The organism is Sphingobacterium puteale (genome assembly GCF_050986225.1).
GTDB classification, from domain to species: Bacteria; Bacteroidota; Bacteroidia; order Sphingobacteriales; family Sphingobacteriaceae; genus Sphingobacterium; species Sphingobacterium puteale.
In genome coordinates, this window is the sequence record NZ_CP158959.1 from 4,692,207 (window position 1) to 4,714,658 (window position 22,452).

The 22,452-nt window shown below is 39.4% G+C and carries 16 protein-coding genes and 1 other RNA gene; 8 read left to right on the top strand and 9 right to left on the bottom strand.

Translation table 11 applies throughout. The annotated features are described in order from the left end of the window. Window positions 1–332: 332 nt before the first annotated feature. Window positions 333–2,060, bottom strand: coding sequence for a sensor histidine kinase (locus ABTV71_RS19990; RefSeq protein ID WP_121123956.1), 1,728 nt, complete (start codon window positions 2,058–2,060; stop codon window positions 333–335). Next, window positions 2,060–3,397, bottom strand: a complete 1,338-nt coding sequence (locus ABTV71_RS19995) for a sigma-54-dependent transcriptional regulator (protein ID WP_121123958.1) — start codon at window positions 3,395–3,397, stop codon at window positions 2,060–2,062. The genes ABTV71_RS19990 and ABTV71_RS19995 overlap by 1 nt, the downstream gene beginning before the upstream one ends. Window positions 3,398–3,665: 268 nt before the next feature. Between ABTV71_RS19995 and ABTV71_RS20000 the strand changes: the two genes are divergently transcribed. The 3 genes from ABTV71_RS20000 to ABTV71_RS20010 all read left to right on the top strand — a co-directional run bounded on the left by ABTV71_RS20000 (window position 3,666) and on the right by ABTV71_RS20010 (window position 7,939). Then, window positions 3,666–5,258, top strand: coding sequence for an ABC-F family ATP-binding cassette domain-containing protein (locus ABTV71_RS20000; RefSeq protein WP_433900824.1), 1,593 nt, complete (start codon window positions 3,666–3,668; stop codon window positions 5,256–5,258). Window positions 5,259–5,563: 305 nt separating this feature from the next. Further along, window positions 5,564–7,300 (top strand): GMC family oxidoreductase, encoded by a 1,737-nt coding sequence (locus ABTV71_RS20005; RefSeq protein ID WP_121123962.1) that lies wholly within the window; start codon window positions 5,564–5,566, stop codon window positions 7,298–7,300. Window positions 7,301–7,303: 3 nt separating this feature from the next. Then, window positions 7,304–7,939 carry a gluconate 2-dehydrogenase subunit 3 family protein gene (locus ABTV71_RS20010; protein WP_433900825.1) on the top strand — a complete coding sequence of 212 codons (636 nt, stop codon included), beginning with the start codon at window positions 7,304–7,306 and terminating at the stop codon, window positions 7,937–7,939. 83 nt (window positions 7,940–8,022) lie between these two features. Here the strand turns inward: ABTV71_RS20010 and ABTV71_RS20015 are convergent, their stop codons facing one another. Continuing rightward, the gene (locus ABTV71_RS20015; protein WP_121123966.1) at window positions 8,023–8,901 is read right to left on the bottom strand and encodes an OmpA/MotB family protein; all 879 of its coding nucleotides are present in this window, start codon (window positions 8,899–8,901) and stop codon (window positions 8,023–8,025) included. Between the two features lie 102 nt (window positions 8,902–9,003). Then, complete coding sequence (locus ABTV71_RS20020) at window positions 9,004–9,528, bottom strand: hypothetical protein (protein WP_433900826.1); 525 nt, start codon at window positions 9,526–9,528, stop codon at window positions 9,004–9,006. Window positions 9,529–9,956: 428 nt separating this feature from the next. Here ABTV71_RS20020 and ABTV71_RS20025 point away from each other — a divergent pair, with 428 nt between their 5' ends. The 4 genes from ABTV71_RS20025 to ABTV71_RS20040 all read left to right on the top strand — a co-directional run bounded on the left by ABTV71_RS20025 (window position 9,957) and on the right by ABTV71_RS20040 (window position 15,008). After that, window positions 9,957–10,331 (top strand): hypothetical protein, encoded by a 375-nt coding sequence (locus ABTV71_RS20025; RefSeq protein ID WP_433900827.1) that lies wholly within the window; start codon window positions 9,957–9,959, stop codon window positions 10,329–10,331. A gap of 67 nt (window positions 10,332–10,398) precedes the next feature. Further along, entirely contained in the window at window positions 10,399–12,375 is a 1,977-nt protein-coding gene (locus tag ABTV71_RS20030) for a DUF3857 domain-containing protein (RefSeq protein WP_433900828.1), read from the top strand. Then, on the top strand, window positions 12,372–14,273 hold the full coding sequence (locus tag ABTV71_RS20035) for a DUF3857 domain-containing protein (protein WP_433900829.1): 1,902 nt from the start codon (window positions 12,372–12,374) through the stop codon (window positions 14,271–14,273). The genes ABTV71_RS20030 and ABTV71_RS20035 overlap by 4 nt, the downstream gene beginning before the upstream one ends. Window positions 14,274–14,348: 75 nt before the next feature. Then, complete coding sequence (locus ABTV71_RS20040; RefSeq protein WP_121123973.1) at window positions 14,349–15,008, top strand: HAD family hydrolase; 660 nt, start codon at window positions 14,349–14,351, stop codon at window positions 15,006–15,008. Between the two features lie 136 nt (window positions 15,009–15,144). Here the strand turns inward: ABTV71_RS20040 and ABTV71_RS20045 are convergent, their stop codons facing one another. Both ABTV71_RS20045 and rnpB read right to left on the bottom strand, forming a co-directional pair. Beyond that, on the bottom strand, window positions 15,145–16,536 hold the full coding sequence (locus ABTV71_RS20045; protein WP_121123975.1) for a sigma-54-dependent transcriptional regulator: 1,392 nt from the start codon (window positions 16,534–16,536) through the stop codon (window positions 15,145–15,147). 65 nt (window positions 16,537–16,601) lie between these two features. Continuing rightward, window positions 16,602–16,979, bottom strand: an RNA gene (rnpB, locus tag ABTV71_RS20050) — RNase P RNA component class A. Between the two features lie 157 nt (window positions 16,980–17,136). Here rnpB and ABTV71_RS20055 point away from each other — a divergent pair. Beyond that, the gene (locus ABTV71_RS20055) at window positions 17,137–18,210 is read left to right on the top strand and encodes a helix-turn-helix transcriptional regulator (protein WP_121123977.1); all 1,074 of its coding nucleotides are present in this window, start codon (window positions 17,137–17,139) and stop codon (window positions 18,208–18,210) included. Window positions 18,211–18,299: 89 nt separating this feature from the next. Here ABTV71_RS20055 and ABTV71_RS20060 read toward each other — a convergent pair whose 3' ends face one another. Genes ABTV71_RS20060 through argS form a run of 3 tightly spaced genes read right to left on the bottom strand, consistent with a single transcriptional unit; the run spans window position 18,300 to window position 22,368 of the window. Further along, complete coding sequence (locus ABTV71_RS20060; protein WP_433900830.1) at window positions 18,300–19,493, bottom strand: NAD(P)/FAD-dependent oxidoreductase; 1,194 nt, start codon at window positions 19,491–19,493, stop codon at window positions 18,300–18,302. Window positions 19,494–19,502: 9 nt separating this feature from the next. After that, window positions 19,503–20,579, bottom strand: coding sequence for an oxidoreductase (locus tag ABTV71_RS20065; protein ID WP_433900831.1), 1,077 nt, complete (start codon window positions 20,577–20,579; stop codon window positions 19,503–19,505). Between the two features lie 4 nt (window positions 20,580–20,583). Further along, window positions 20,584–22,368 (bottom strand): arginine--tRNA ligase, encoded by a 1,785-nt coding sequence (argS, locus tag ABTV71_RS20070; RefSeq protein ID WP_433900832.1) that lies wholly within the window; start codon window positions 22,366–22,368, stop codon window positions 20,584–20,586. Window positions 22,369–22,452 lie beyond the last annotated feature (84 nt).

Sequence of the window (22,452 nt, forward strand, 5' to 3'; positions counted from 1 at the left end):
AAGCAATGAGATATGGCCTTTTTCTTTGCTTATTCTCTGCTTATTTATTGGAGATCCTTTGGTTATTATAGACCGTTTCTTCGCACTTTCTAGGGACCTGGCTGGCCTCTGCTTTACTTCTAATTCGCAATTTCTTTGCTATTTCTCTGATATTTGGTTGTCGTTTCCTTGCTGTATTGACCATAAAAAAGTAATGAAAGAGTAAGTAAACGGCAATGAATGCTCTATGTTGCTCCAAGCTTGGTCGTAAAAATGACCAACCAAAAGGCCTCATAATGGAAAAAAACGCACTATTTTGAAAACAGATTTAAAGATTGATAAGGTTACGCTATTTAGGCTAAAGGGAAAAAAAATGAAAATGTGCTTCCAACGCCATACTCGCTTTCCACGTTCATACTCCCGCCCATACTTTCAATAAATTCTTTGCTAATACTCAACCCTAAACCTGTACCTTCTTTGTTTGTCCCTGGAATACGGAAATATCGTTCAAAAATTTTAGCAAGGTATTGTGGCGCGATTCCTTGCCCTGTATCCTGTACACTTATAAACACTCCCGACTCGCGCTTGCTGACTAGAATAGAAACTGAAGCCCGTTCATTGGAATACCGGATTGCATTAGACAGCAAATTTGTCAATACCCAGGCCGCTTTTTCACTATCTGCCATGATTAGCGGCAAATCTTCCGCTACTTGAACATCAACATGAATTCCTAGCTGCTCAGCCATCGACTTATTGGCCAATACAGCATATTCTACTATTGGTGCTACAGGAACTGGAATCAGCTTCATCTGAATTGCACCACTTTCTACCTGAGCCGTATTCAACAGCTCACCAGTGATACGTAACAAACGGTCTGTGTCGTCGGCAATGCTAACAAGCAATTCTTTCTGTTCGTCATTCAACGCACCGATCTGCTCATTTTCTAACAACTGGACTCCCATTCGTATTGAAGCAATCGGTGTTTTCAGCTCATGAGAAACTGTTCCGATAAAATTTGTTTTGGCGACATCACGTTCCTTGAATGTGGTTATATTCTTTAATAAGATAAACTGCCCTACAAATTTAAAATCGCTTTCTCCCGTTGGAATGATGTTAATAGGGATAATCTCTTCCTCAAAATAACTCTCCCTGCCATTGACAAACACCTTAATCGGGTCAGCATTCGTTTTCGCTCGGTGCCCGTGGGACAGCTTACCCGTTAAACAATCCACTAAATTGTTAGACAAAGCAATTTCCTGCAATTTTCTTCCCTCAAAATCAATCAGTTTCACCCCGGTAATCAGGCAGGCTTGTTGATTCGCAAAAAGTACTTTCCCCTCTTCGTCAACCCCGATAACCGCATCATGCATATTAGCTATTAATGCTTCAATCCGTTTTTTGTGAGCCAATATTTTTCCCAACTTACTTTCGGAATATTCTTCAAGCTTTTGAGCCATGGTGTTAAAGGACTGGGATACGAGACCAAATTCATCGTTTCGCTCAAAATGCAAGCGGCGGCGATAATTTCCATTGGCGATCTGCTGTATGCTCTCGGTTAATTGGGCAATTGGATTTGCGATTGTCGCAGGAAGATTAATAAGCAGCACAAAAGCAATCATAAAACAAATCGCTCCTGCCACCGATATGGCTAGAATTGCTTTTTCTGCCGTCTCATCTGCTATTTTACTTTTGTGCTCAATAGCCTCCATATTCAGATACATCAATTGAGATATATCTTTCCTTAAATCAGCAATTAAAACAAGGTTTGATGGCTGCCGTTGGAGTGCTGAAAAATGTAAACTCACACGTGCGGTAGCTTCCTTTTCGCCATTTTCGGTCATATTTTGCTGTTGCAATTTTAAGTTCTGCGCAAAAAGTTCCAAGCCGCTCAAGTCGGCATGAAGTTGCTCCAAGGCAAGCAGCATATTCCTTGAATAATGCAGTGTATTGTAGTTTGCAACTAAAATATTATTGGTATCCTGTTTTAAACGATTGATTTTCCAACCACTTAAAACGGCCAAAAACAGGATCATGAAAAATAAAAAGCCTACACCGAAAGTCAGCTTTGCCTTAAGTTTCATTATATTTTATATTCCTCAATTTTTCGATACAAGGTGGCTACACCGATCTCCAGCAAGCGTGCTGCCTCTGCTTTATTTCCATTTGTGTGCTGCAATACACGCTGAATGTGCTGACGTTCTACTGTTGTCATGGAAAAACTGGGGGATAACACATCGTTGGCTTTCGAACTATTCAATCCGAAAGGAAGACTACCGACATCAAGCTGTCCATCTTCGCTTAATATAACACTGCGCTCAATCACATTTTTTAGTTCACGGATATTTCCCCGCCATACATTTCGTTCGAGAGCAGCGACAAATTCGGCTGTCATTTGTAAAGGTTTGATATTTGATTTTAGTGCGAAAATATCGGCATAATATTGGGCTAATAACCGAATATCCTGAACACGTTCACGCAAAGGCGGTAGCTGTATCGTAAAGACCGATAATCTATAAAATAAATCGCTTCTAAAATGCTCGGCATCAATTTCAGCTTCAAGATCCCTATTGGTTGCTGCAATAATACGGACATCCACTTTTGTTGGTCTGGAATCACCTACTTTTAAAAATTCTCCTGTCTCTAGTACACGTAGAATTTTGGCCTGAAGTTCGATCGCCATCTCCCCGATCTCATCCAAAAAAATCGTCCCCAAATGCGCTTCTTCAAAGAGACCTCGCTGGTCTTTTGTTGCCCCAGTAAATGCGCCTGATTTATGTCCAAACAATTCATTTTCCAACAGATCCTTTGTGAAAGCCGCACAATTGATTGCGACAAAACTACGTTCCTTTCGCGGACTAGCTTGATGGATCGCTTGTGCGAACACCTCTTTACCTGTCCCAGTTTCCCCGGTCAAAAGCACAGTCGTATTGGTAACAGAAACTTTTTGGGCCAAAGCGATTGCAGACTTTATGGCAGCAGAGCTTCCTATAATTTTATCAAATGAGAGTCTAGCACCCAACTGCTTTTCCAACTGTCTTACCCTTCGGGCGAGCGCAACCTTCTCACAGGCCTTATAGAGCAAAGGAATAATCCTGTTGTTGTCATCACCTTTGGTAATATATTCAAATGCACCATTTTTTATTGCCTTAACTCCATCTGGAATATTACCATAGGCAGTCAATAGTATAATTTCAACAATAGGATAACGTTCCTTGATCAGTTTTGCGGTTTCCACCCCATTGCCATCGGGCAACTTAACATCACACAATACAACATCGATATCGAAAACATCAAGCTTTTTCAAGCCAGATTTAATATCAGCGGCCTCGATTACCTCGAACCCCTCCAAAGTGATAATCTTAGCGAGCAGTTTACGAAGTTTCTCCTCGTCATCTATAAGAAGTATTTTATTTACCATGTTTTTTTTCAAAATTACGATTTGTTCCACGCAAACAGCAATAATACACTCAAAATTCAACCTATTACGCCATATTTTTGTAGCTAGGTGTTAAGGAATTTGACTATAGATCAAAAACAAACTTTTGAGATCAAAAATAAAGCTGTATATTTGCAGTACCACAACTAAATAAAACTGTATGTAAGATTAAAATTCTTTAGAACGTCATCAATACCAGCGATAAATGGCTTATCGAAATGGTCAGTTTTAACATTTAAAGAATTTTAATATGATTTCATTACAACAGGTATCCTATATACATCCTAATAGAGATTTATTATTTGAAAACATAAATCTATCAATCGATTCTCAAGAGAAAATAGCATTAATTGGCAACAACGGTGTTGGTAAATCCACATTACTGCGTATGATGGCCGGAGATCTATCTCCCAGTACAGGAATCATACACAGTGATACCCGCCCCTTGTACATTCCGCAAGTTACCGGAGAGTATGACGAGTTTACTGTCGCGCAGGCTTTGGGCATTGACAAAAAGCTGGAAGCATTATATTCTATCCTAAATGGCGATGCTTCGGAACAAAATTTCAATGATCTTCAAGAGGACTGGACGCTGGAAGAACGCTGTCAGGAGGCTTTCAGGTATTGGAATCTACCAGAAATTCATCTGAAAAAGAAAATGTCCGATCTCAGCGGCGGACAAAAAACTAAAATACTGTTGGCCGGTATCCAGATTCACGCTTGTGAACTTATTCTTTTGGACGAACCCAGCAATCATTTGGACTTTGACAGCAAAAAACTACTTTATCGCTGGATAGAATCTTCAAAGCAAACCATCGTTGTCGTCAGCCATGATCGAATGCTCCTCAACCTCTTGGAAGATACTTTAGAAATGACCGTGAAGGGCATCAAACGGTATGGTGGAAACTACACATTTTATGAGTCGCAAAAACAAATAGAACGCAATGCTTTACAACAGGACATTCAGCATCAGGAAAAAGCAGTCAAAATTGCAAAAGAAAAAGAAAGAGAAACCATTGAAAGGCAAAACAGATTAAACAACCGCGGTCAAAAAAAACAGGAGAAAGCAGGCGTTGCCCGTATTATGATGAACACATTGCGGAACAATGCGGAAAAAAGCACGGCTAAAATCAAAAGTGTTCACCAAGACAAAATTGGTGACATCCAATCTAGTCTCCAAGAGCTTAGGAGTACACAAGCTGCATTGGATGAAATCAAAATTGATTTGGGAAACAGTATTTTCCCACTCGGAAAAAGCATTATCAAAGCCACAGATATCAATTTTCAATACAATTCAACTGCGTTATGGAAGGAAAATATTGACTTACAGCTGTTCAGTGGAGACCGCGTTATTTTAAAGGGCAACAATGGTTCCGGCAAAACGACATTAGTTAGATTACTCTTAGGCCGACTGACTCCTACGCAAGGTCAAATTGAACGACATAACTTTACCGCCATCTACCTCGACCAAGAGTATTCACTTATCGATCCGCAGCTGAGCGTTTATGAACAAGTTCAAAATTACAATACGGAATCCTTACCGGAACACGAAATCAAAATTAGACTCAACCGTTTTCTGTTCGGGAAAGATGACTGGGACAAATCTTGTAAATTTCTAAGTGGCGGCGAGAAAATGCGTCTGATCCTGTGCTGCCTAACAATTAAACAGCAGGCCCCGGATCTGATCGTATTGGATGAACCTACCAATAATTTAGATATCCAAAATATTCGTGTACTTACACATGCAATCCAAGGTTACAAGGGTACACTGCTTGTTATTTCACATGATGAAATATTTCAGCAAGAGATTGGAATAGATAGCACAATCAACTTAAAAAATTAAGTCAAATCAAGCGGTAACCGATATTTCTTATGCAAGTAATGTCGGTACCATTTTACTCTGGGCACCCACATCATGCTCGTTTCATTCAAATAATCAACTCGACATTTGTAACAATCTTCTATTCTTTATTTGGAAACTTGCTAAAACGATAAATTAAATTTAAAAAAAATAAAATTTTATCAATATATTCACGATGATTTTAAACATGAAACAATAACCATCAATTAATTGAACCGTCCCATAGATAACTAAATCGCTCAAGAAATGTATCTCATCGGGTATTCAATTAATTACTCAATTTAATTATGTCAAATTATCAAATTAAAGAAAATCCCGAATTGTTTGACGCGATCGTAGTCGGCTCCGGTGCCGGAGGAGGTATGGCCGGATATATCCTGGCGCATGCGGGTCTCAAAGTATTGATGCTGGAGGCCGGTCCCTTTTATGATCCAGCAAAAGATTCGTTACAGTTACGTTGGCCATGGGAGTCCCCACGTAGAGGAGCCGGTACCACACGGCCTTTTGGCGATTTCGACGCTGCCTTTGGCGGTTGGCAACTTGAGGGCGAGCCTTACAGTAAAGTAAATGGAACCGAGTTTGAATGGTTCAGAGCAAGAATGCTAGGCGGCCGAACAAATCACTGGGGACGTATATCTTTGCGGATGGGACCTGACGATTTTAAACCGAAAGATGGGGTCACGGATGAATGGCCGATCACTTATGATGAAGTGAAACCATTTTATGATCGCGTAGATCGTATGATCGGTATTTATGGAACAGCGGAGGGCATACATAACGAACCTGACGGTATTTTTATGAAACCTCCAAAACCTCGACTCAACGAATTATATATTGCAAAAGGCGCCAAGAAAGCCGGTGTACCTGTCATTCCGGGGCGCGGTGCGGTACTGACCGAAGTCTCCAAAGACATTAAAGACAGAGGTACTTGTTTCTATTGCGGGCAATGCGGTCGTGCATGTAAAGTATATGGGGATTTCTCATCATCATCTTGCCTAGTGATTCCGGCAATGAAAACCGGGAATCTAAAAGTCATCGATAATGCAATGGTTAGGGAAGTATTGACCAACGATGAGGGCTTGGCTACTGGAGTTTCCTATGTTGACACAAAAGATTTACAAGAATATACCGTAAAAGGAAAAACGGTTATTCTGGGCGCGAGTGCCTGCGAAAGTGCCCGGATCATGCTAAATTCAAAATCGAAATCGCACCCGGGCGGTGTGGGCAATAGCAGTGGCTTAGTCGGCCGATATCTTCATGATTCGACAGGAGCCAGCCTGTCTGGATATTTACCCCAACTTCTCGATCGTAAGAGATATAACGAAGACGGGGTGGGGAGTGTCCATATCTATTCACCATGGTGGGAAGACAACGCAAAACTGAACTTCCCAAGAGGTTATCATATCGAATATGGCGGTGGTTTGCATATGCCATCCTATGGTTTTTTAAACTGGGTACCAAACGTAAATGATGCCGGAAAAGGTGCCAATGGAAAAACAAAAGCGAAAGGCGGATATGGCACAGCACTGAAAGAAGATTTCCGCAGCTACTATGGTGCAAATGTTGGCATGGCAGGTCGCGGTACAGCATTGGCAAGAAAAGATAATTACTGTGAAATTGATCCTAACCAAGTTGATAAATTTGGCATCCCGGTACTCCGCTTTAATTACAAATGGGCAAATGAAGAAATAGCGCAGGCCAAACACATGCAAGAAACATTTCAATCCATTATGCATGAAATGGGTGCTGTCATTACGTCAAAAATTCCGGGTGCAGATACCTTATACGGTTTGGAAGCCCCAGGAAAAATTATTCACGAAGGGGGCACAACCCGAATGGGCAACGATCCTAAAACGTCAGTATTAAACAAATGGGGACAAGCCCATGACTGTAAAAATCTCTATGTAGTGGACGCCGGTCCATTTGTACAACAAGGTGATAAAAATCTCACATGGACAATTCTGGCTCTATCAATGCGCACGGCAGAGTACATATTACAGGAAAAGAAAAAATTAAATGGTTAAAGCATGAATAGAAGAGAATCTCTAAAAGCATTAGGCTTTATTGCAGCTGGATCTGGTCTTTTAACCGCAGCTTGTAATTCCAAAGACGCTAAAAACGCAACAACGGCAAATAATACGGATAAATTACCCGGTGTTCAGGATTTTGAATATGAAAGGACAGCGCAGTTAAATGCAGAAAAGTTTTTTGATGAACACGAAATGGCAACAATTACTGTTTTAGCCGATATCATTATTCCAAAGGATAGCACATCAGGAAGCGCTTCGGAGGCAGGAGTTCCCGATTTTATCGAGTTTATTGTCAAAGATTTACCCAACAATAAAATCCCGATGCGCGGCGGTCTACGTTGGCTGGATCTTCAGTCTAAAAGACGGTATGGTAATGTATTTATAAAATGTACCAGCAAAGATCAACTTGCACTCGTTGATGAAATTGCTTATCCTGAACTGGCAAAACCAGAAATGCAACAGGGCGCCGCGTTCTTTTCATTGATGCGCAACCTCACTTCTTCCGGATTTTATACCAGTGAAATGGGCATCAAAGATATAGGATATGCAGGCAATAAACCGGGGGTCTGGAACGGCGTTCCAGACGATGTACTGAAAGAACATGGTTTTGATCCAAGTAAATTTTTCGGATAAATAAAAAATCCTTTCCGATCTTTGGAAAGGATTTTTTATTTAAACAGTATCCCCTATGCTTCACGGAGTAATATGGGATTAACTTATTGTTCCGGTGTTACCTCAGTTGGCTCCGGGGCTTTATCAATCAATTCCATAAATTGATCCAGCTTCGGTGTAATAATAATCTGTGTCCTACGGTTGCGTTGTTTTCCAAGAGCGGTTGAATTATCTGCAATAGGATTATACTCTCCTCTACCGCCTGCTGTCAATCGCTTGGGATCCACTCCATACTTAGTCTGTAAGGCCTGAACAACAGAAGAAGCTCTTAATGTACTTAAATCCCAGTTGTTCCGGATATTTGGTTTTGAAATGGGATCGGTATCTGTGTTACCCTCGATCAAGACTTCGTAATCTCTGTAATCCTGAATAATCTTCGCTATTTTGCTAAGCGTCATGTCAGCACGATCACTGATTTCATAACTACCAGACTTGTACAGCATATTATCTGCAAGTGATATATATACTACACCTTTTAAAACCTGAACATCAACCTCCTGTAACTCCTCACGGCTCAGTGATCGAGTCAGGTTATTTGTCAACACCAAATTCAACGAGTCAGATTTGTTCTTTGTTTCAACAAGATGTTTGATATACTTATTGGAAGCATTGATTTCATCAACAAGTTTGGAAATATTGACATTTCCCTGTGAGTTTTGATTGATACTCTTATCCAGAGAATTTTGTAACGCAGCATAAGCCGCCTTAAGATCAGCATTATTTTGCCGTTCTGAAGCCAATTGATCTTCCAAACTCTTAATCCGTGACCGGCTTTCGGCCAATTGAAGTTGGCTATCCTGATATTGTGTCTGCAAGGTTTTATACTCTGTCTGCAAACCAACATATGTTTTTTTACTGACACCACATGCCGTAAAAAGTAAACTTGCGGTCAGTATGGACATCGGAAAAACTATATTCTTCATAGCATTCTAATTTTGTAGATGTTGAATTAATTCGTCGAACTAAGATAAAGCAATATTGCAGCCAAAAAAATAGCATCCTATTGAATTAACATCCTTTAACGTCTATTGTCCAAGTTCCTTTAAATTAACGGTAGTGAATATCTGCTCCCCTTTCAGATAGGAATTGGCTCCTTTCAGGTAATTGTAAATGATTGATTTTGCTTCTTCATTTGGCAACTTATGGAGATTTTTGATAAGGAAGTTCTTATCTTCAATAATATTACCTTTATATCCCAAAAATGAAGGCGCGTGGACCTGTACACTCCATCGAATAAACCTGGCTTCAATATGAGTGGGATTATCTTTAATCAATTCTTCCAAACGCTTCTTACCCTCTTTAAACTGACCCACTTTTTTAAAGGGGTTACCCATGTGTTTAGCCATTAATATCTCATAAGCCGCCCGGTAAACTTTTTCTGTCGTGGATTTAGCACCTTCATCGAGTATCTCAAAATTCCGTTCACATAAATCCTCGTCCTTAACAGCCTCAGCATAATCTTTCCGGATCTTATCAATATTCAACTGCTGCCCCAGCCCCATCTTTGCCATTGTAAACAGAAATACGGTCAATACTATTCTTGTCATCATATTTATAAATCAGGCTATTTCAAAAAATCATTTTCCGACTTAAATTACTAAAAAAATCGAATTCAGATATTAATTTTCAATTATCATACCACAAAGCCCATAGTTTCATGTCATGAAATGACTACAATAGGCTTTTTCTCCACCAAAATTCTTTCTTAACGGATATTTTTAATGCATTTTTACAACATGAAATTAGCGTTAACAACAAGCCCGGTCTGGTTAAAAGTAAGTCTATCCGTTATTTCCGGCACCTTATTGGGATGTTTATTAGGTGAAATGATTTTCAACCTCTTAATATCGTAATTTGCGTTTGGATAGGAAAAAAAATAGCACACACACCACTTCCAAAGAAATCTTGCTTCCACCTTTGCCCAAAATAAAATTATTTTTAGTATATTGCTTATACCAATATAAATTTAAAGTGAGCTATGGAGACAAAAGCGGAGTATCATATTTGGGACACTATAGTCAATAGTGCAAAAACTAAATTCGATTATAAGCATATTCGTGCTATGTTCAAAAAGGAGGATGACGAAATAACCGATAAATTTCTATTCCATATTATTGCAGGATTTGCCTGTGGAGAAAATCATCAAACAATCTCAACCAACTTGTTCAACGAGTTGCAAAGTATAAATTTCGAATGCAATGAGCAGCAGATCGACAAGTTTATTTCAGACAAACATGTTAAATTTAGTCCTGAGATCTATGCTACATATCTCGCGTTTTCGATGCTGGAGGATGGTGAAGATATCGATAATATCACCGAAGTCATTAACAATCTACTACAAATAGACAAATAATATTTTTAAAGCTATCGTTTAATTTTGGACAAAAACTTATATTCGTAAACAAATTACGACTTAAGTTATGCGCCATTTTTTAACGATATTTTTAATATTTTATTTTTGTCCAAATATTCTCGGTCAAAATTTCGATTTTGGCAGAATCTCAATTTCGGATTTTTCGTCTACGCCACTCGACAGTAATGCCAATGCTATTGTCTTAAAGGAATTTGGACAAAGCGCAGTCTTCGTCGATGACTATGACCACCGGGTAAAATTAATGCATGAGTACCATGTGCTTATTCGTATAAATAACAAAGAGGGATTTAAAAAAGCCAATTTCGAAATACCATCCTACAAAAGAGGCAGTTATATACGTGACCATCTGGACGAATTAAAGGCTGTTACCTACAATTTGGAAAATGGGCAGATCAATCGGACAGAACTTGAGAATAAAAAGGTTTTTAAAGAAAATTACTCGACTTACCTTGATCTGAATAAATTTACGCTTCCCAATATTAAAGAAGGATCCATCATAGAAGTTTCTTATCGAACACTCGAACAGGATCTATTTAATTTTAAGACATGGGTATTCCAGGATGATATCCCAAAATTACACAGCCAATATATCGCTATTATACCAGCATCTTTTACTTATAATGTCGTATTGCGTGGTCCATATAAACTGGATGACCAAAAAAAAGGAGAAGTTTTGAAAGAATATCTCTTTTTGGATGGAATAAGAATGGATTGTTCAAAGCTCACCTATACGATGTCCAATATTCCAGCTTTTATTGAAGAAGACTTTATGACTTCCCCCAAAAATTTTAAATCTGCCATATATTATGAACTCGAATCTATATTCTATCCCAGTACCGGTGTTAAAAAAACCTTTAGTAAGACATGGAAAGATGTTGACACAGAGTTAATGAATGAGAAAACCTTTGGTGGACAATTAAAGAAAGCCGATCTCTTCAAAACTACGTTGTCAACACTTTTATCTCCAAATGATTCAAAATTGGTAAAGGCCAACAAAATCTACGACTATATCAAGAAACAGATAAAATGGAATAACTATCTCGGAAAATATGCTGAAAGCGGAATCGAAAAAGCTTTGGAAAAAAGAACCGGCAATATTGGTGATATCAATTTAGCGCTGGTCGCTGCCTTACAAGCTGCGGATTTAGACGCTTATCCAGTTATTCTATCGACTAGACGAAATGGCACCCCCAATTCGCTATTCCCTGTATTATCAGATTTTGACTATGTTATCGCCTGCGTTGACATCGACGGGACAAAATATAAACTGGATGCATCGAACACTTATCTTCCCTTTGGTTCATTGCCACTACAATGTCTCAATGAACGCGGCAGAATCATATACTCCAAAAAGAGTTCAGACTGGTTTCCATTAGCTTCCGAAGAGATATCCGAACAATACTATACCTTGATAGGCGTACTAAACGACCAAGGCCAGATTAAAGGAACACTTACCATAAGCAGTCAAGGCAATAAAGCGCTTTTGAAAAGACAACATATCGCCAAATTCAACTCCCTCGAAGAATATTGGGAGAAACTGGATGAAGAGATGCCCAACGTCAGTCTCACGAATGCTAAAATCGAACATCTCAACGAGGTTGATCAGGTATTAAACGAGACATTTGATATTACACTAGAAGTCAATAAGCAAGAAGGAAGTACGATCTTATCGCTTGCTCCTAACGTCATCGATCGCATATCCTATAATCCTTTCAAAATTCAGGACCGTACTTATCCGGTAGATATGGGATTTAAGTCTAAGCTTCAATATACTATCCAACTGGAAATCCCGGAACAATATGACGTAACTGATAAACCACAAAACGTATCTTTGGCCCTTCCTGAAGCCGCTGCGCGATATAAATATATGACACAGCTAAATGAAAATAAACTGGAAGTTCTGGGAAGTCTGAGTTTTAACAAGCCCATATTCACGGTAGATGAGTATTTTTCCTTAAAAGAGCTTTATTCACGTGTTATACAACAGCAAAAATTAGTTATTAGATTAACCACAAAAAAATGAAAACGCTATTTGCCAATTTAGTCTATTTCCTCCTTCCAATTGCCGCTATTGGACAAGATAACTATGATATCGCCAACATTCCAAGTGCATTAAAAAGCCGGGCCGTAGCCACAATTAGAAATGACAAAACCGTGGTGGATGTAAAATCCCCGGAGCAAGTTATTGAAACGGTCACGCGCGCCATTACCGTTTATAATAAAAATGGGGATTACTATGCTGCCCTGCCAATACATTATAACAAATCAAATGAGATCAAGAACATCAAAGGAGCGATTTATAATGAGATGGGGATATTACAGAAAAAAATAGCAAGTAAGGATTTTAAAGATCTTAGTGCTGTCGACAACAGTACGATGTTTGCGGATTCAAGGATGAAGCTCTATGTTCCTGATTACCACAGTTACCCTTATACAATTGAATACCAATACGAAGTAAAACATAAACAAAACTTGATTATTCCTTCATGGACTCCTGAAGTTTCGAACAATGTTTCCATTGAAAAAAGCAGTTATCAATTTATAACGCCAATTGGAACTGAATTCCGCATCGAATCAAAAAACTATAAAGGTGCTATTAAAGAGGAGAAAACCGACAAAACAGTCAGCAAAATCTGGAGTGCAGAACAAATTCCCGCTAAAAAAGAGGAGTCCTATAGTCCCAATCCCAATCTGAAAAGAACAAGTGTGTTGATCGTTCCTAAAAACTTTGTCTACTATGGAAAAGAAGGCAGCTTTAGCGACTGGAAAGAATACGGAGACTGGTTTACAACAAAATTATTGAGCAAAAAGGAAGATCTTACCGAAGCCTCAAAACAGAAATTCATATCACTTACAAAGAATGCTTCATCGGATCGGGAAAAAGCAAAAATTCTATATGATTATCTGCAAAAAAACACGAGATACATCAGCATTCAGATCGGAATAGGTGGACTTGAACCTTTTCCTGCGTCTGAGGTTGACCGTTTAGGATATGGTGACTGCAAAGCCCTGGTGAACTATATGAGAAGTATGTTATCGGCGGTAGATATACCCTCTTACTATTGTATGGTTGAGGCGGGTAAACGCAAAGAGAATTTCCACAAAACATTTGCAAACGTACAGGATGGCAATCATGCAATCCTGTGCGTCCCTTTCAAAAATGATACGACATGGCTGGAATGTACCAGTCAGAACCTTCCTTTTGGATTCCTCAGCAATTTTACGGATGACAGGGACGTCATTGCCTGTACGGAAAATGGCGGGGTGATTATGCATACGCCAAAATATAGTAATTCAACCAATCTCCAGCTTCGCAATGCCGACCTGACACTCACTGATGACGGCAGTATAAAAGGTGCTTTAAACACGAAGTTTTATGGCACTCAATATGAAAATCATATGGAGATACTTTTAGCGAACAACAATGAGAAAACCAAATTATTGGCTGAATATTATAACATCGACAATATCAATTTCGACCAAGTAAAATACGCCGAGCACAAACAGGATAAACCATTTATTGAAGAAAACCTAACGATTTTCATTAAAAATTATGCTGTGAAAAATGGTAATAAAATGCTGATCCAGCCCAATATCTTCAATACACAATCCAGCATTTCCGAGAATAAAAATCGTACAGAGGATATTTTTATAGAACGTGGGTTTATTGACATTGACAGCATTAGTATCACCCTCCCGGACAACATCGTAAAAAATATAACACCTGAACAGAAGATCATCGAAAAACCATTTGGTAAATATGAATTTAAATCGGAAATAAAAGGAAATAAACTATTAACCTATCGAAAATTGGAGCTCTTCGAAGGGAATTATCCAGCAAGTAACTACGAAGATTTCTTCCAGTTTCATAGAGAAGTAAGCAGTTCGGATAAAGGTCGTTATAATCTAGGCATATTGTAAAAGTATCCTAAAATATTTACTGGAATATGAAAGTAGTCAAACAATCAAATAAAGCAATTATTGTATATTAGCCAAATGACAGAATACGCGGCAATTTTTGACATGGATGGGGTTATAAGTCACACAAATCCCTTTCATGCAGAAGCTTTCAGAGCTTTTTTTAAAAATCATAATGTACAGCAGGCTACTGAAGAAGAATTTGAACAGCATATGTATGGCAAACACAACAGCTATATCATGCAGCATTTTTTTAAAAGACCAATATCTCCTGAAGAATTGCGTACGCTTGAATTTGAAAAAGAACAGCTCTTTAGAGTGATCTACAAAGAACATGTGGCTCCTATTAAAGGTTTAATAGAATTTTTAAGAGAGTTAAAAGACAGAGGATTTAAACTTGCAGTAGCAACATCTGCACCGAAGGAAAATATGGATCTGATCTTGGATGAGTTAAAGATCCGGGATCTTTTCTCATCCACATTAAGCAGCGAAGATGTGAAACTTCATAAACCACATCCCGAAGTTTACTTGAAATCAGCTGAAAATCTTGGTATGCCGGTTGAAAAATGTATTGTATTTGAAGATTCCTTTTCAGGTATTACAGCGGCTAAGAATGCAGGGATGAAGGTTGTTGCTGTGTTATCAACGCATAAACAAGAAGAGCTTCCTGTAAGCGATACTTATGTCAGAAACTATACTGAAATTTCAGTAGCAAATGTGAAAGCATTACTCCAATAGAAAAATCTTGATTAGACAGCTTATTAAATCATGTTAAGATTATTTGAGCAATACAACTACCTAACCATGATTTTTAAAGTAAGTTACATCGCTAAATTAATATAAAATCAGGGCTGTAAGAAGCCCTGATTTTATATTAATCTCTTTTGAGACCAAATTTCTCAATTTTACTATAGAGATGGCTACGCTGTATATCGAGGTCATCCGCAGTCTTGGACACATTCCAATTATTCTTTTCCAATTTATATTTTATAAATTCTTTTTCGGCATGATCCTTATAATCCTGGAACGAATCAAACGAATCCATATCCAACCCATAATTTACTGTCCCTTTTTCATAGGCTACTCCACCTACTGGCTCACGTGTAGGATTAGCGAATGCTACAACATCTTTATCAGTAATTGATTTATCACTCAAAATAATTAGACGCTCGATCATATTACGCAATTCACGAATATTTCCTGTCCAGGGGAGATGGCTCAATTCTTTCATTGCAGCATTCGTTATTTCCTTCACAGGAATACCGTACTCCATACATATTTCTTCACAAAAGTTGGTGGAAAGCAAAGGAATATCATCAACGCGATCAATTAATGACGGCACATGGATTAAAATTACCGAAAGACGGTGATACAAGTCCATTCTAAAATTACCTTCTTCAATTTCTTTTAGCAAATCTTTGTTGGTTGCAGCTACAACTCGTACGTTAACATCAATTTCCTTATCTCCCCCCACTCTGGTAATTTTATGTTCCTGTAAAGCCCGCAATACCTTAGCTTGGGCAGAGAGGCTCATATCCCCTATCTCGTCTAAAAACAATGTTCCACCACTGGCCTGTTCGAACTTACCTATCCGTTGTTTAATCGCCGAAGTAAAAGAACCTTTTTCATGCCCGAACAATTCGGATTCAATCAGTTCCGAAGGAATCGCAGCACAGTTTACCTCAATCAATGGTGCCTGTGAACGATTTGATTTTTCATGCAACCAACGGGCTACAAGCTCCTTACCCGAGCCATTTGCCCCTGTAATCAATACTCTTGCCTCCGTTGGAGCAACACGATCTATTGTTTCTTTGATCCGTTTAATTGCTCCGGATTCACCCAATATATCTTTTGTCTTTGAACTGCTGACTTTACGTTTTAATACCTTGGTTTCGGTGACAAGCGAACTTTTATCCAATGCATTTCGAACTGTAATAAGCAATCGGTTTAGATCCAATGGTTTTTCAAGAAAATCAAAAGCACCCTTTTTTGCCGCCTCAACTGCTGTTTCAATCGTTCCATGACCGGAAATCATAATAAAAGGGATGTCTGGGCTGGTCTGATGGGCTTCGGACAGCACTTCCATTCCGTCCATATTATTCATTTTGATGTCACACAGCACCAAGTTGATCTTTTCTTTTTTTAAAATATCTAATCCATCCCGACCATTGTCAACGTCTAAAATCGTATAATCTTCATATTCCAAGATATCACGCAGAGAACTTCTGATGGCGCGCTCATCGTCAATGATTAAAATTGTACTCATAAATTCAGCATTATGCTATTTTCAATTACAGAAATCAATATAAGGTTTTTTTAGCAATTAGCGAAAAAGAAGCAAACCTTGTAAGCCGGGTTCTGTAGACCACCGAAGTGGAATTTCTATCATTTATCTAGATTTGCCATCGCTGACAAACTCAATCAACCTACCCATTACGAATTCCAATAAATTGAAAGAAGACGAGCAGCCTTCAGATTTCGTAACCTATTTGGTCTTTCAACACACGAGGTTTACCGTAATATATGTTACCATATAAGACCGTAAGCTCTTACCTTACGTTTTCACCCTTACTCCGAAAAGCGGTATATTTTCTGTGGCACTTTCTGTCTGCTATTTTGATAGCATCCTTCCCGTTAGGAAGCGTGTCGCTCTATGTTGCCCGGACTTTCCTCTCCTCCCGAAAGAGCAGCGATAGAACCAGTTTGCTTCTGCGCAAAAGTAGCTATTTTACTTGGATAAACAGCGAATTTCCTTAAAAATTCAATATGCGCCTTTAACGCGTTGAAGACAGTTAAAATTTACGCAGTCCCTTTGCGTAGATAATATAAAGTTTGTATTTTCATATAAACTTCCATCAGTAAACATATGGCATTAAATAAACTCGCACTTATCCGTTACAAAACAATAGACAACTGTCTGCGTCTAAGACACCGTAAATGGACTTTAGAAGACTTAATGGAAAAGGTTTCCGATGCACTTTATGAATTTGAAGGAATCAAAAACGGTATAAGCAAACGAACTATTCAGGGCGATATACAGTTGATGAGAAGCAATAAATTGGGATATAATGCCCCAATTATTGTCACACATCGCAAATTTTACACTTACGAAGACCCAAAATACAGTATCAGCAACTCTCCTATTTCTGTTGGAGATATGCAAAAGATGAAGGAAGCTGTAGAGGTTTTAAAACATGTAAGCGGTTTTTCAAGCTTCGACGAAATGAGTGATATAGTCGCGCGCCTTGAGGATAGTATACACACTAAAAAAGACAATCAACCCGCCATTATCCAAATGGAGAGTAACAATCTTTTGAAAGGACTATCATTTATTAGTCCTCTCCATCAGGCCATTCGTGAAAAAACACCACTTCTCATCAATTACCAGTCTTTCAAAGCAACGCAACGGCAGGACCTGGTTTTCTCACCCTATCTCTTAAAAGAGTACCGCAACCGATGGTTTCTGATTGGTCATCATAAAAAAAGCGAGGGTTTGATGACACTTGCGTTGGACCGAATTAATACGATTGAGGAAATGGGCAAAAATTCATACATCGCCTATACAGGAATAGATTTTGAACGATACTTTTCCGATACCATAGGAGTTACTAAAACACAAAAAGATCGTGGCCAACGTGTGATACTAGAGATCAACGCCAAAAATGCGCCTTATGTAGAAACCAAACCTATACACTCCTCTCAGCAGATTTTAGACAAAAAGGAGGACGGATCAGTCTTAATCCGTATAGATGTTGTCCTGAATTTTGAATTGGAGCGGGAAATTTTAGGATTTGGCGAAGCGATCAAAGTATTGACTCCGCGCAATTTACAAAACCGGATAAGACAACGTCTAACTGCGGCAGCTCAATTATATCTAGATCGGTCGGAAAAGCCAACTGATAACGCACAGAGTCAGCACACTTCTAATCGTCTTTCCTAAAAATCTGGATTTAGCGGTATTGAGCGATGATCGCTCCTTAGTTCAACTTCAAGACATTTTCCCGGTAAGCCAGCTATTTATCTTGGACGCTAAATAGCTTTCGCAATCACATAACCACTTGCCCAGGCCCATTGAAAATTATAGCCACCAAGCCAGCCTGTAACATCAACAGTCTCACCTCCAAAATAAAGACCGGGTATTTTCTTGGATTCTAATGTCTTGCCGCGCAATTCCTCGGTGGAAACGCCACCACGCATCACCTCGGCCTTATCATATCCCTTATCACCTGCAGGTTTGACCTTAAAACGATGAACCGTATCGACAATCAACTTAGCGTCAGCTTTGCTCAGGGATGCTATTTTGATATCCAATGCAAGGAATTTGCCGAGCGCATCCACCAACTTCCGACTAAAATAGTCATTCAGCAGTTGTGAAACAAGCCTCTTTCCACCGACTTGGCGCTCTTGTTTGATAAGATTATCTAAATTAAAATTAGGCAGCAGATCAAGAATAATTTCTTGCCCTGGCCGCCAATAACTTGATATCTGAAGAATTGCCGGACCACTTAATCCCCAGTGCGTAAACAGAATATTCTCTTCAAAAGACATTCCGGCAGTAGATACTTTGGAGAACACTGAGTTCCCGGACAACGAGCTATACCAAGCTGCATCTTTTCCCGTGATTGTCAAAGGCACCAATGCAGGAGCCGTAGCGGCAAGCTCCAAGCCAAACTGTTTTGCAACACGTAATCCAAAATCAGATGCGCCCAGCTTCTGAACCGGAAGCCCCCCTGAAGCAATCACCAACTTTTTAGCTTTATACTGATGCTCTCCTTTCGGACTTTCTACATGAACCGTAAATCCGTCAGCATTCTTTTCCACCGATTTCACGAGCGTACTGAGCGCTATATCCTGTTCAGTTTCATAAAGAATTTTCGAAAATACCGCAACGATATCTCTCGCTTTATTCGTTGCTGGAAACAATTGCCCTAAAGTCTTTTCTTGCCCTTTAATACCATATGCTTCAAAAAAATCAATGGTATCTTCGACGGTCCATTGCTTAAATATGCCGTGCAAAAAATCCGGGTTTTCAGAGATAAAATTGGCAATTGTAGCTCCGGTATTTGTGTAATTACATCTTCCGCCGCCTGAAATCAGGATCTTGGCTCCCACTTTATCATTGCGTTCCAACAGCAATGTTTTCTTTCCCAACAGTCCAGCTTGTGCAGCACACATTAAACCACAGGCACCACCGCCAATGATAATCGCATCGTATGTATTCACAGTCTTATATTAATAAGCAATCAATTGATCTTCCGTTGAAATGACCCGTCTTTCCGATTGACTCCGGTAACCAAGTTCGATGATACGAATCACATCCCGAGCCTGCTCCGGCGAAGCTATTAAGGTGGCTTGACCTAAAATAGTATTCGCAACATTTTGATAAAAATCAGGATAAGAACCTTTTTCTGACACAATAATTTCTTCCACATCTTTACCTTCTTCAATAATGTTCAGTTTACCATAGATACTGGGCTGCTCTTCTCCCCAATTGGGGTCTTCATCAGGAAACTTACCGTCCCGCAATAATGCTTCTTGGGGATCAACACCATTTTTTACAAAATTTCCGTTCATACCAAAGAGGCGATATCGTGGAGTGGGTTCTTTCGCAAGCATTGATCCTTTGAGCGAAACTCTCAAATTATCGTAGTACAAAATACAGTCAAAATTATCAATGGTCTTTGCGTGATCCCGTTGTATCGCAAGGTCTGCAAATACGGCATTCGGTTTCCCAAATAATTGCAAAGCCTGGTCGATAAGATGCGGACCTAAATCGTAAAATATACCTGATCCGGGCAGATTCTCTTCACGCCATGCATTGGGTCTCAAATAATTCCGAAAACGGTCAAATCTTGATTCCAGATTTACGATCCGTCCCAATCGGCCACCTTTTATAATTTTCTCTACCGTTCGATAATCCGAAGTAAATCTCAGATTATGGTAGGGAGCAAGCACCAAATTCTTTTCTCTGGCGAGCGCCATCAACTCATCTGCCTGTTCTACGGTATTTGTAAACGGTTTTTCAACAACGACATGTTTCCCAGCCTCCAAAGCACGTTTTGCCATTGGATAATGCATATCGTTAGATGTAGCAACCACGACCAGTTCAATGGTTTCATCGGCAAAAATTTCATCAGCGGACAGTGCAATTTCCACTTGCGGAAAGCGCTCTTTCAATAGCGTCTGTTGCTCAGCCTTGCGCGCGGTAACCTTTACAAGTTCCAGTGCCGCGACAGAACGCATAACAGGAGCATGAAAAACCTGCCCTGAAATACCAAAGCCTATAAGGCCAACACGAATCTTCCTCATATCGTTACATTCTTTCCGGCACACATATACCCAACAAGCCCATTCCTTTGGCGATAACTTTCGCTGCTGCCGCTGATAGATGTAATCTAAAATTCTTTACATCGTTGGCTTCGGCCTTTAATATACTCTCTTCGTGATAAAATTTATTATATAACTTGGCGACCTCGTAAACGTAATTGGCCAATTGCGCTGGACTAAATTCCTGTGCAGATGCCTCAATGGTTTCGGGGAAGGCACCCAACTGCTGAATCAAATCACGCTCATAAGATGAAATAGATGGAAGTACTGATACCGGACTATTTGCATCAAATTCAGCCTTACTCAAAACAGACTTGATGCGCGCATGTGTATATTGGATAAAAGGCCCGGTATGCCCCTGAAAATCTACCGATTCGTTTGGATCAAACAATAGACGTTTCTTTGGGTCTACTTTTAACAAGAAGTATTTCAACGCCCCCATCCCAATGGTGTTATAAAGTGTAGCCTTGGCATCTTCAGCCAGACCTTCGGTTTTCCCAAGTTCTTCCGTACGTTCCTGTGCTGTTTTAAGCATTTCGGCCATTAAGTCGTCGGCATCCACAACCGTTCCCTCACGCGACTTCATTTTACCGGAAGGTAAATCAACCATGCCATAAGATAAATGGAACAAACCGTCGGCCCATGATTTCCCCAGTTTTTTGAGGATCAAAAACAAGACCTTGAAATGGTAATCCTGCTCATTACCGACAACGTAAATGGATTCACTCATTTTGAACTCATCATATTTAAGCTGAGCAGTACCCAAATCCTGTGTAATATAGACTGAAGTACCATCTCCACGGAGAACCAATTTTTGGTCTAATCCTTCCTCTGTCAGATCTATCCAGACCGAATTGTCTTCTTTCTTAAAGAAAACGCCTTTGTCCAGCCCCTCCTGAATAATATCTTTCCCCAAAAGATAGGTGTCGGATTCGTAATAATATTTATCAAAGTCTACCCCCAGCTGTTTATAAGTTTTTTCAAAACCGGCATAGACCCAACTATTCATGGTTTTCCAAAGCCTGATTACCTCTTCGTCTCCTGCCTCCCATTTTTGAAGCATAGCCTGAGCCTCTTTCATCAAGGGCGCATTCTTTTTCGCCTCATCTTCTGATTGCCCCTCGGCTTTCAGTGCTTCAATTTCTTTCTTATACTCCTTATCGAAGATGACATAATATTTCCCAACAAGGTGATCGCCCTTCATTCCTGTAGATTCAGGCGTCTCTCCCGCGCCGAATTTCTGCCAGGCCAACATGGATTTACAAATATGTATACCGCGATCATTCACTAAATTTGCTTTAATGACTTCGTAACCGTAAGCTTTCAGAATTTCAGCAACAGAATACCCTAATAGATTATTTCGTATATGCCCCAAATGCAATGGCTTATTTGTATTTGGTGAAGAATATTCGACCATCAATTTCTTTCCGTTCGCAGGAAAGGTTCCAAAATCTTTGGCCACAATCGTTTCGTTCAACAAGGAAACCCAGTAGTCATCAGAAAGCACGATATTCAAAAAGCCTTTTATTACGTTGAAGCCTGAGATTTCAGTAATATGCTGCTGTAAATAGGCGCCGATTACTGCTCCGGTCTGTTCCGGAGAAGATTTTGAGAAGCGCGTTACGGGAAAAGTTACGATCGTAATCTGCCCTTCAAACTCCTTTCGAGTCGCTTGTAAAGCTATCTGATGTTCTAAAATATCTGCATTGTAAAGCGCTTTAACAGCCTGTACTGTGACTTCAACAAGTCGCCTTTGAATAGAATTTGCCATTTAATGATTTTGTAAATTTTACAACTTCCTGATAGTGAACTGGAAATAAATAACATTCCTTATTTAGGTATTCACCATTAAAGT

Excerpts from the sequence above, each read along its gene's own strand:
- ABTV71_RS19990 (WP_121123956.1), bottom strand. The coding sequence starts at position 2,060 with ATGAAACTTAAGGCAAAGCTGACTTTCGGTGTAGGCTTTTTATTTTTC.
- ABTV71_RS19995 (WP_121123958.1), bottom strand. The coding sequence starts at position 3,397 with ATGGTAAATAAAATACTTCTTATAGATGACGAGGAGAAACTTCGTAAA.
- ABTV71_RS20000 (WP_433900824.1), top strand. The coding sequence starts at position 3,666 with ATGATTTCATTACAACAGGTATCCTATATACATCCTAATAGAGATTTA.
- ABTV71_RS20005 (WP_121123962.1), top strand. The coding sequence starts at position 5,564 with ATGTCAAATTATCAAATTAAAGAAAATCCCGAATTGTTTGACGCGATC.
- ABTV71_RS20010 (WP_433900825.1), top strand. The coding sequence starts at position 7,304 with ATGAATAGAAGAGAATCTCTAAAAGCATTAGGCTTTATTGCAGCTGGA.
- ABTV71_RS20015 (WP_121123966.1), bottom strand. The coding sequence starts at position 8,901 with ATGAAGAATATAGTTTTTCCGATGTCCATACTGACCGCAAGTTTACTT.
- ABTV71_RS20020 (WP_433900826.1), bottom strand. The coding sequence starts at position 9,528 with ATGATGACAAGAATAGTATTGACCGTATTTCTGTTTACAATGGCAAAG.
- ABTV71_RS20025 (WP_433900827.1), top strand. The coding sequence starts at position 9,957 with ATGGAGACAAAAGCGGAGTATCATATTTGGGACACTATAGTCAATAGT.
- ABTV71_RS20030 (WP_433900828.1), top strand. The coding sequence starts at position 10,399 with ATGCGCCATTTTTTAACGATATTTTTAATATTTTATTTTTGTCCAAAT.
- ABTV71_RS20035 (WP_433900829.1), top strand. The coding sequence starts at position 12,372 with ATGAAAACGCTATTTGCCAATTTAGTCTATTTCCTCCTTCCAATTGCC.
- ABTV71_RS20040 (WP_121123973.1), top strand. The coding sequence starts at position 14,349 with ATGACAGAATACGCGGCAATTTTTGACATGGATGGGGTTATAAGTCAC.
- ABTV71_RS20045 (WP_121123975.1), bottom strand. The coding sequence starts at position 16,536 with ATGAGTACAATTTTAATCATTGACGATGAGCGCGCCATCAGAAGTTCT.
- ABTV71_RS20055 (WP_121123977.1), top strand. The coding sequence starts at position 17,137 with ATGGCATTAAATAAACTCGCACTTATCCGTTACAAAACAATAGACAAC.
- ABTV71_RS20065 (WP_433900831.1), bottom strand. The coding sequence starts at position 20,579 with ATGAGGAAGATTCGTGTTGGCCTTATAGGCTTTGGTATTTCAGGGCAG.
- argS (WP_433900832.1), bottom strand. The coding sequence starts at position 22,368 with ATGGCAAATTCTATTCAAAGGCGACTTGTTGAAGTCACAGTACAGGCT.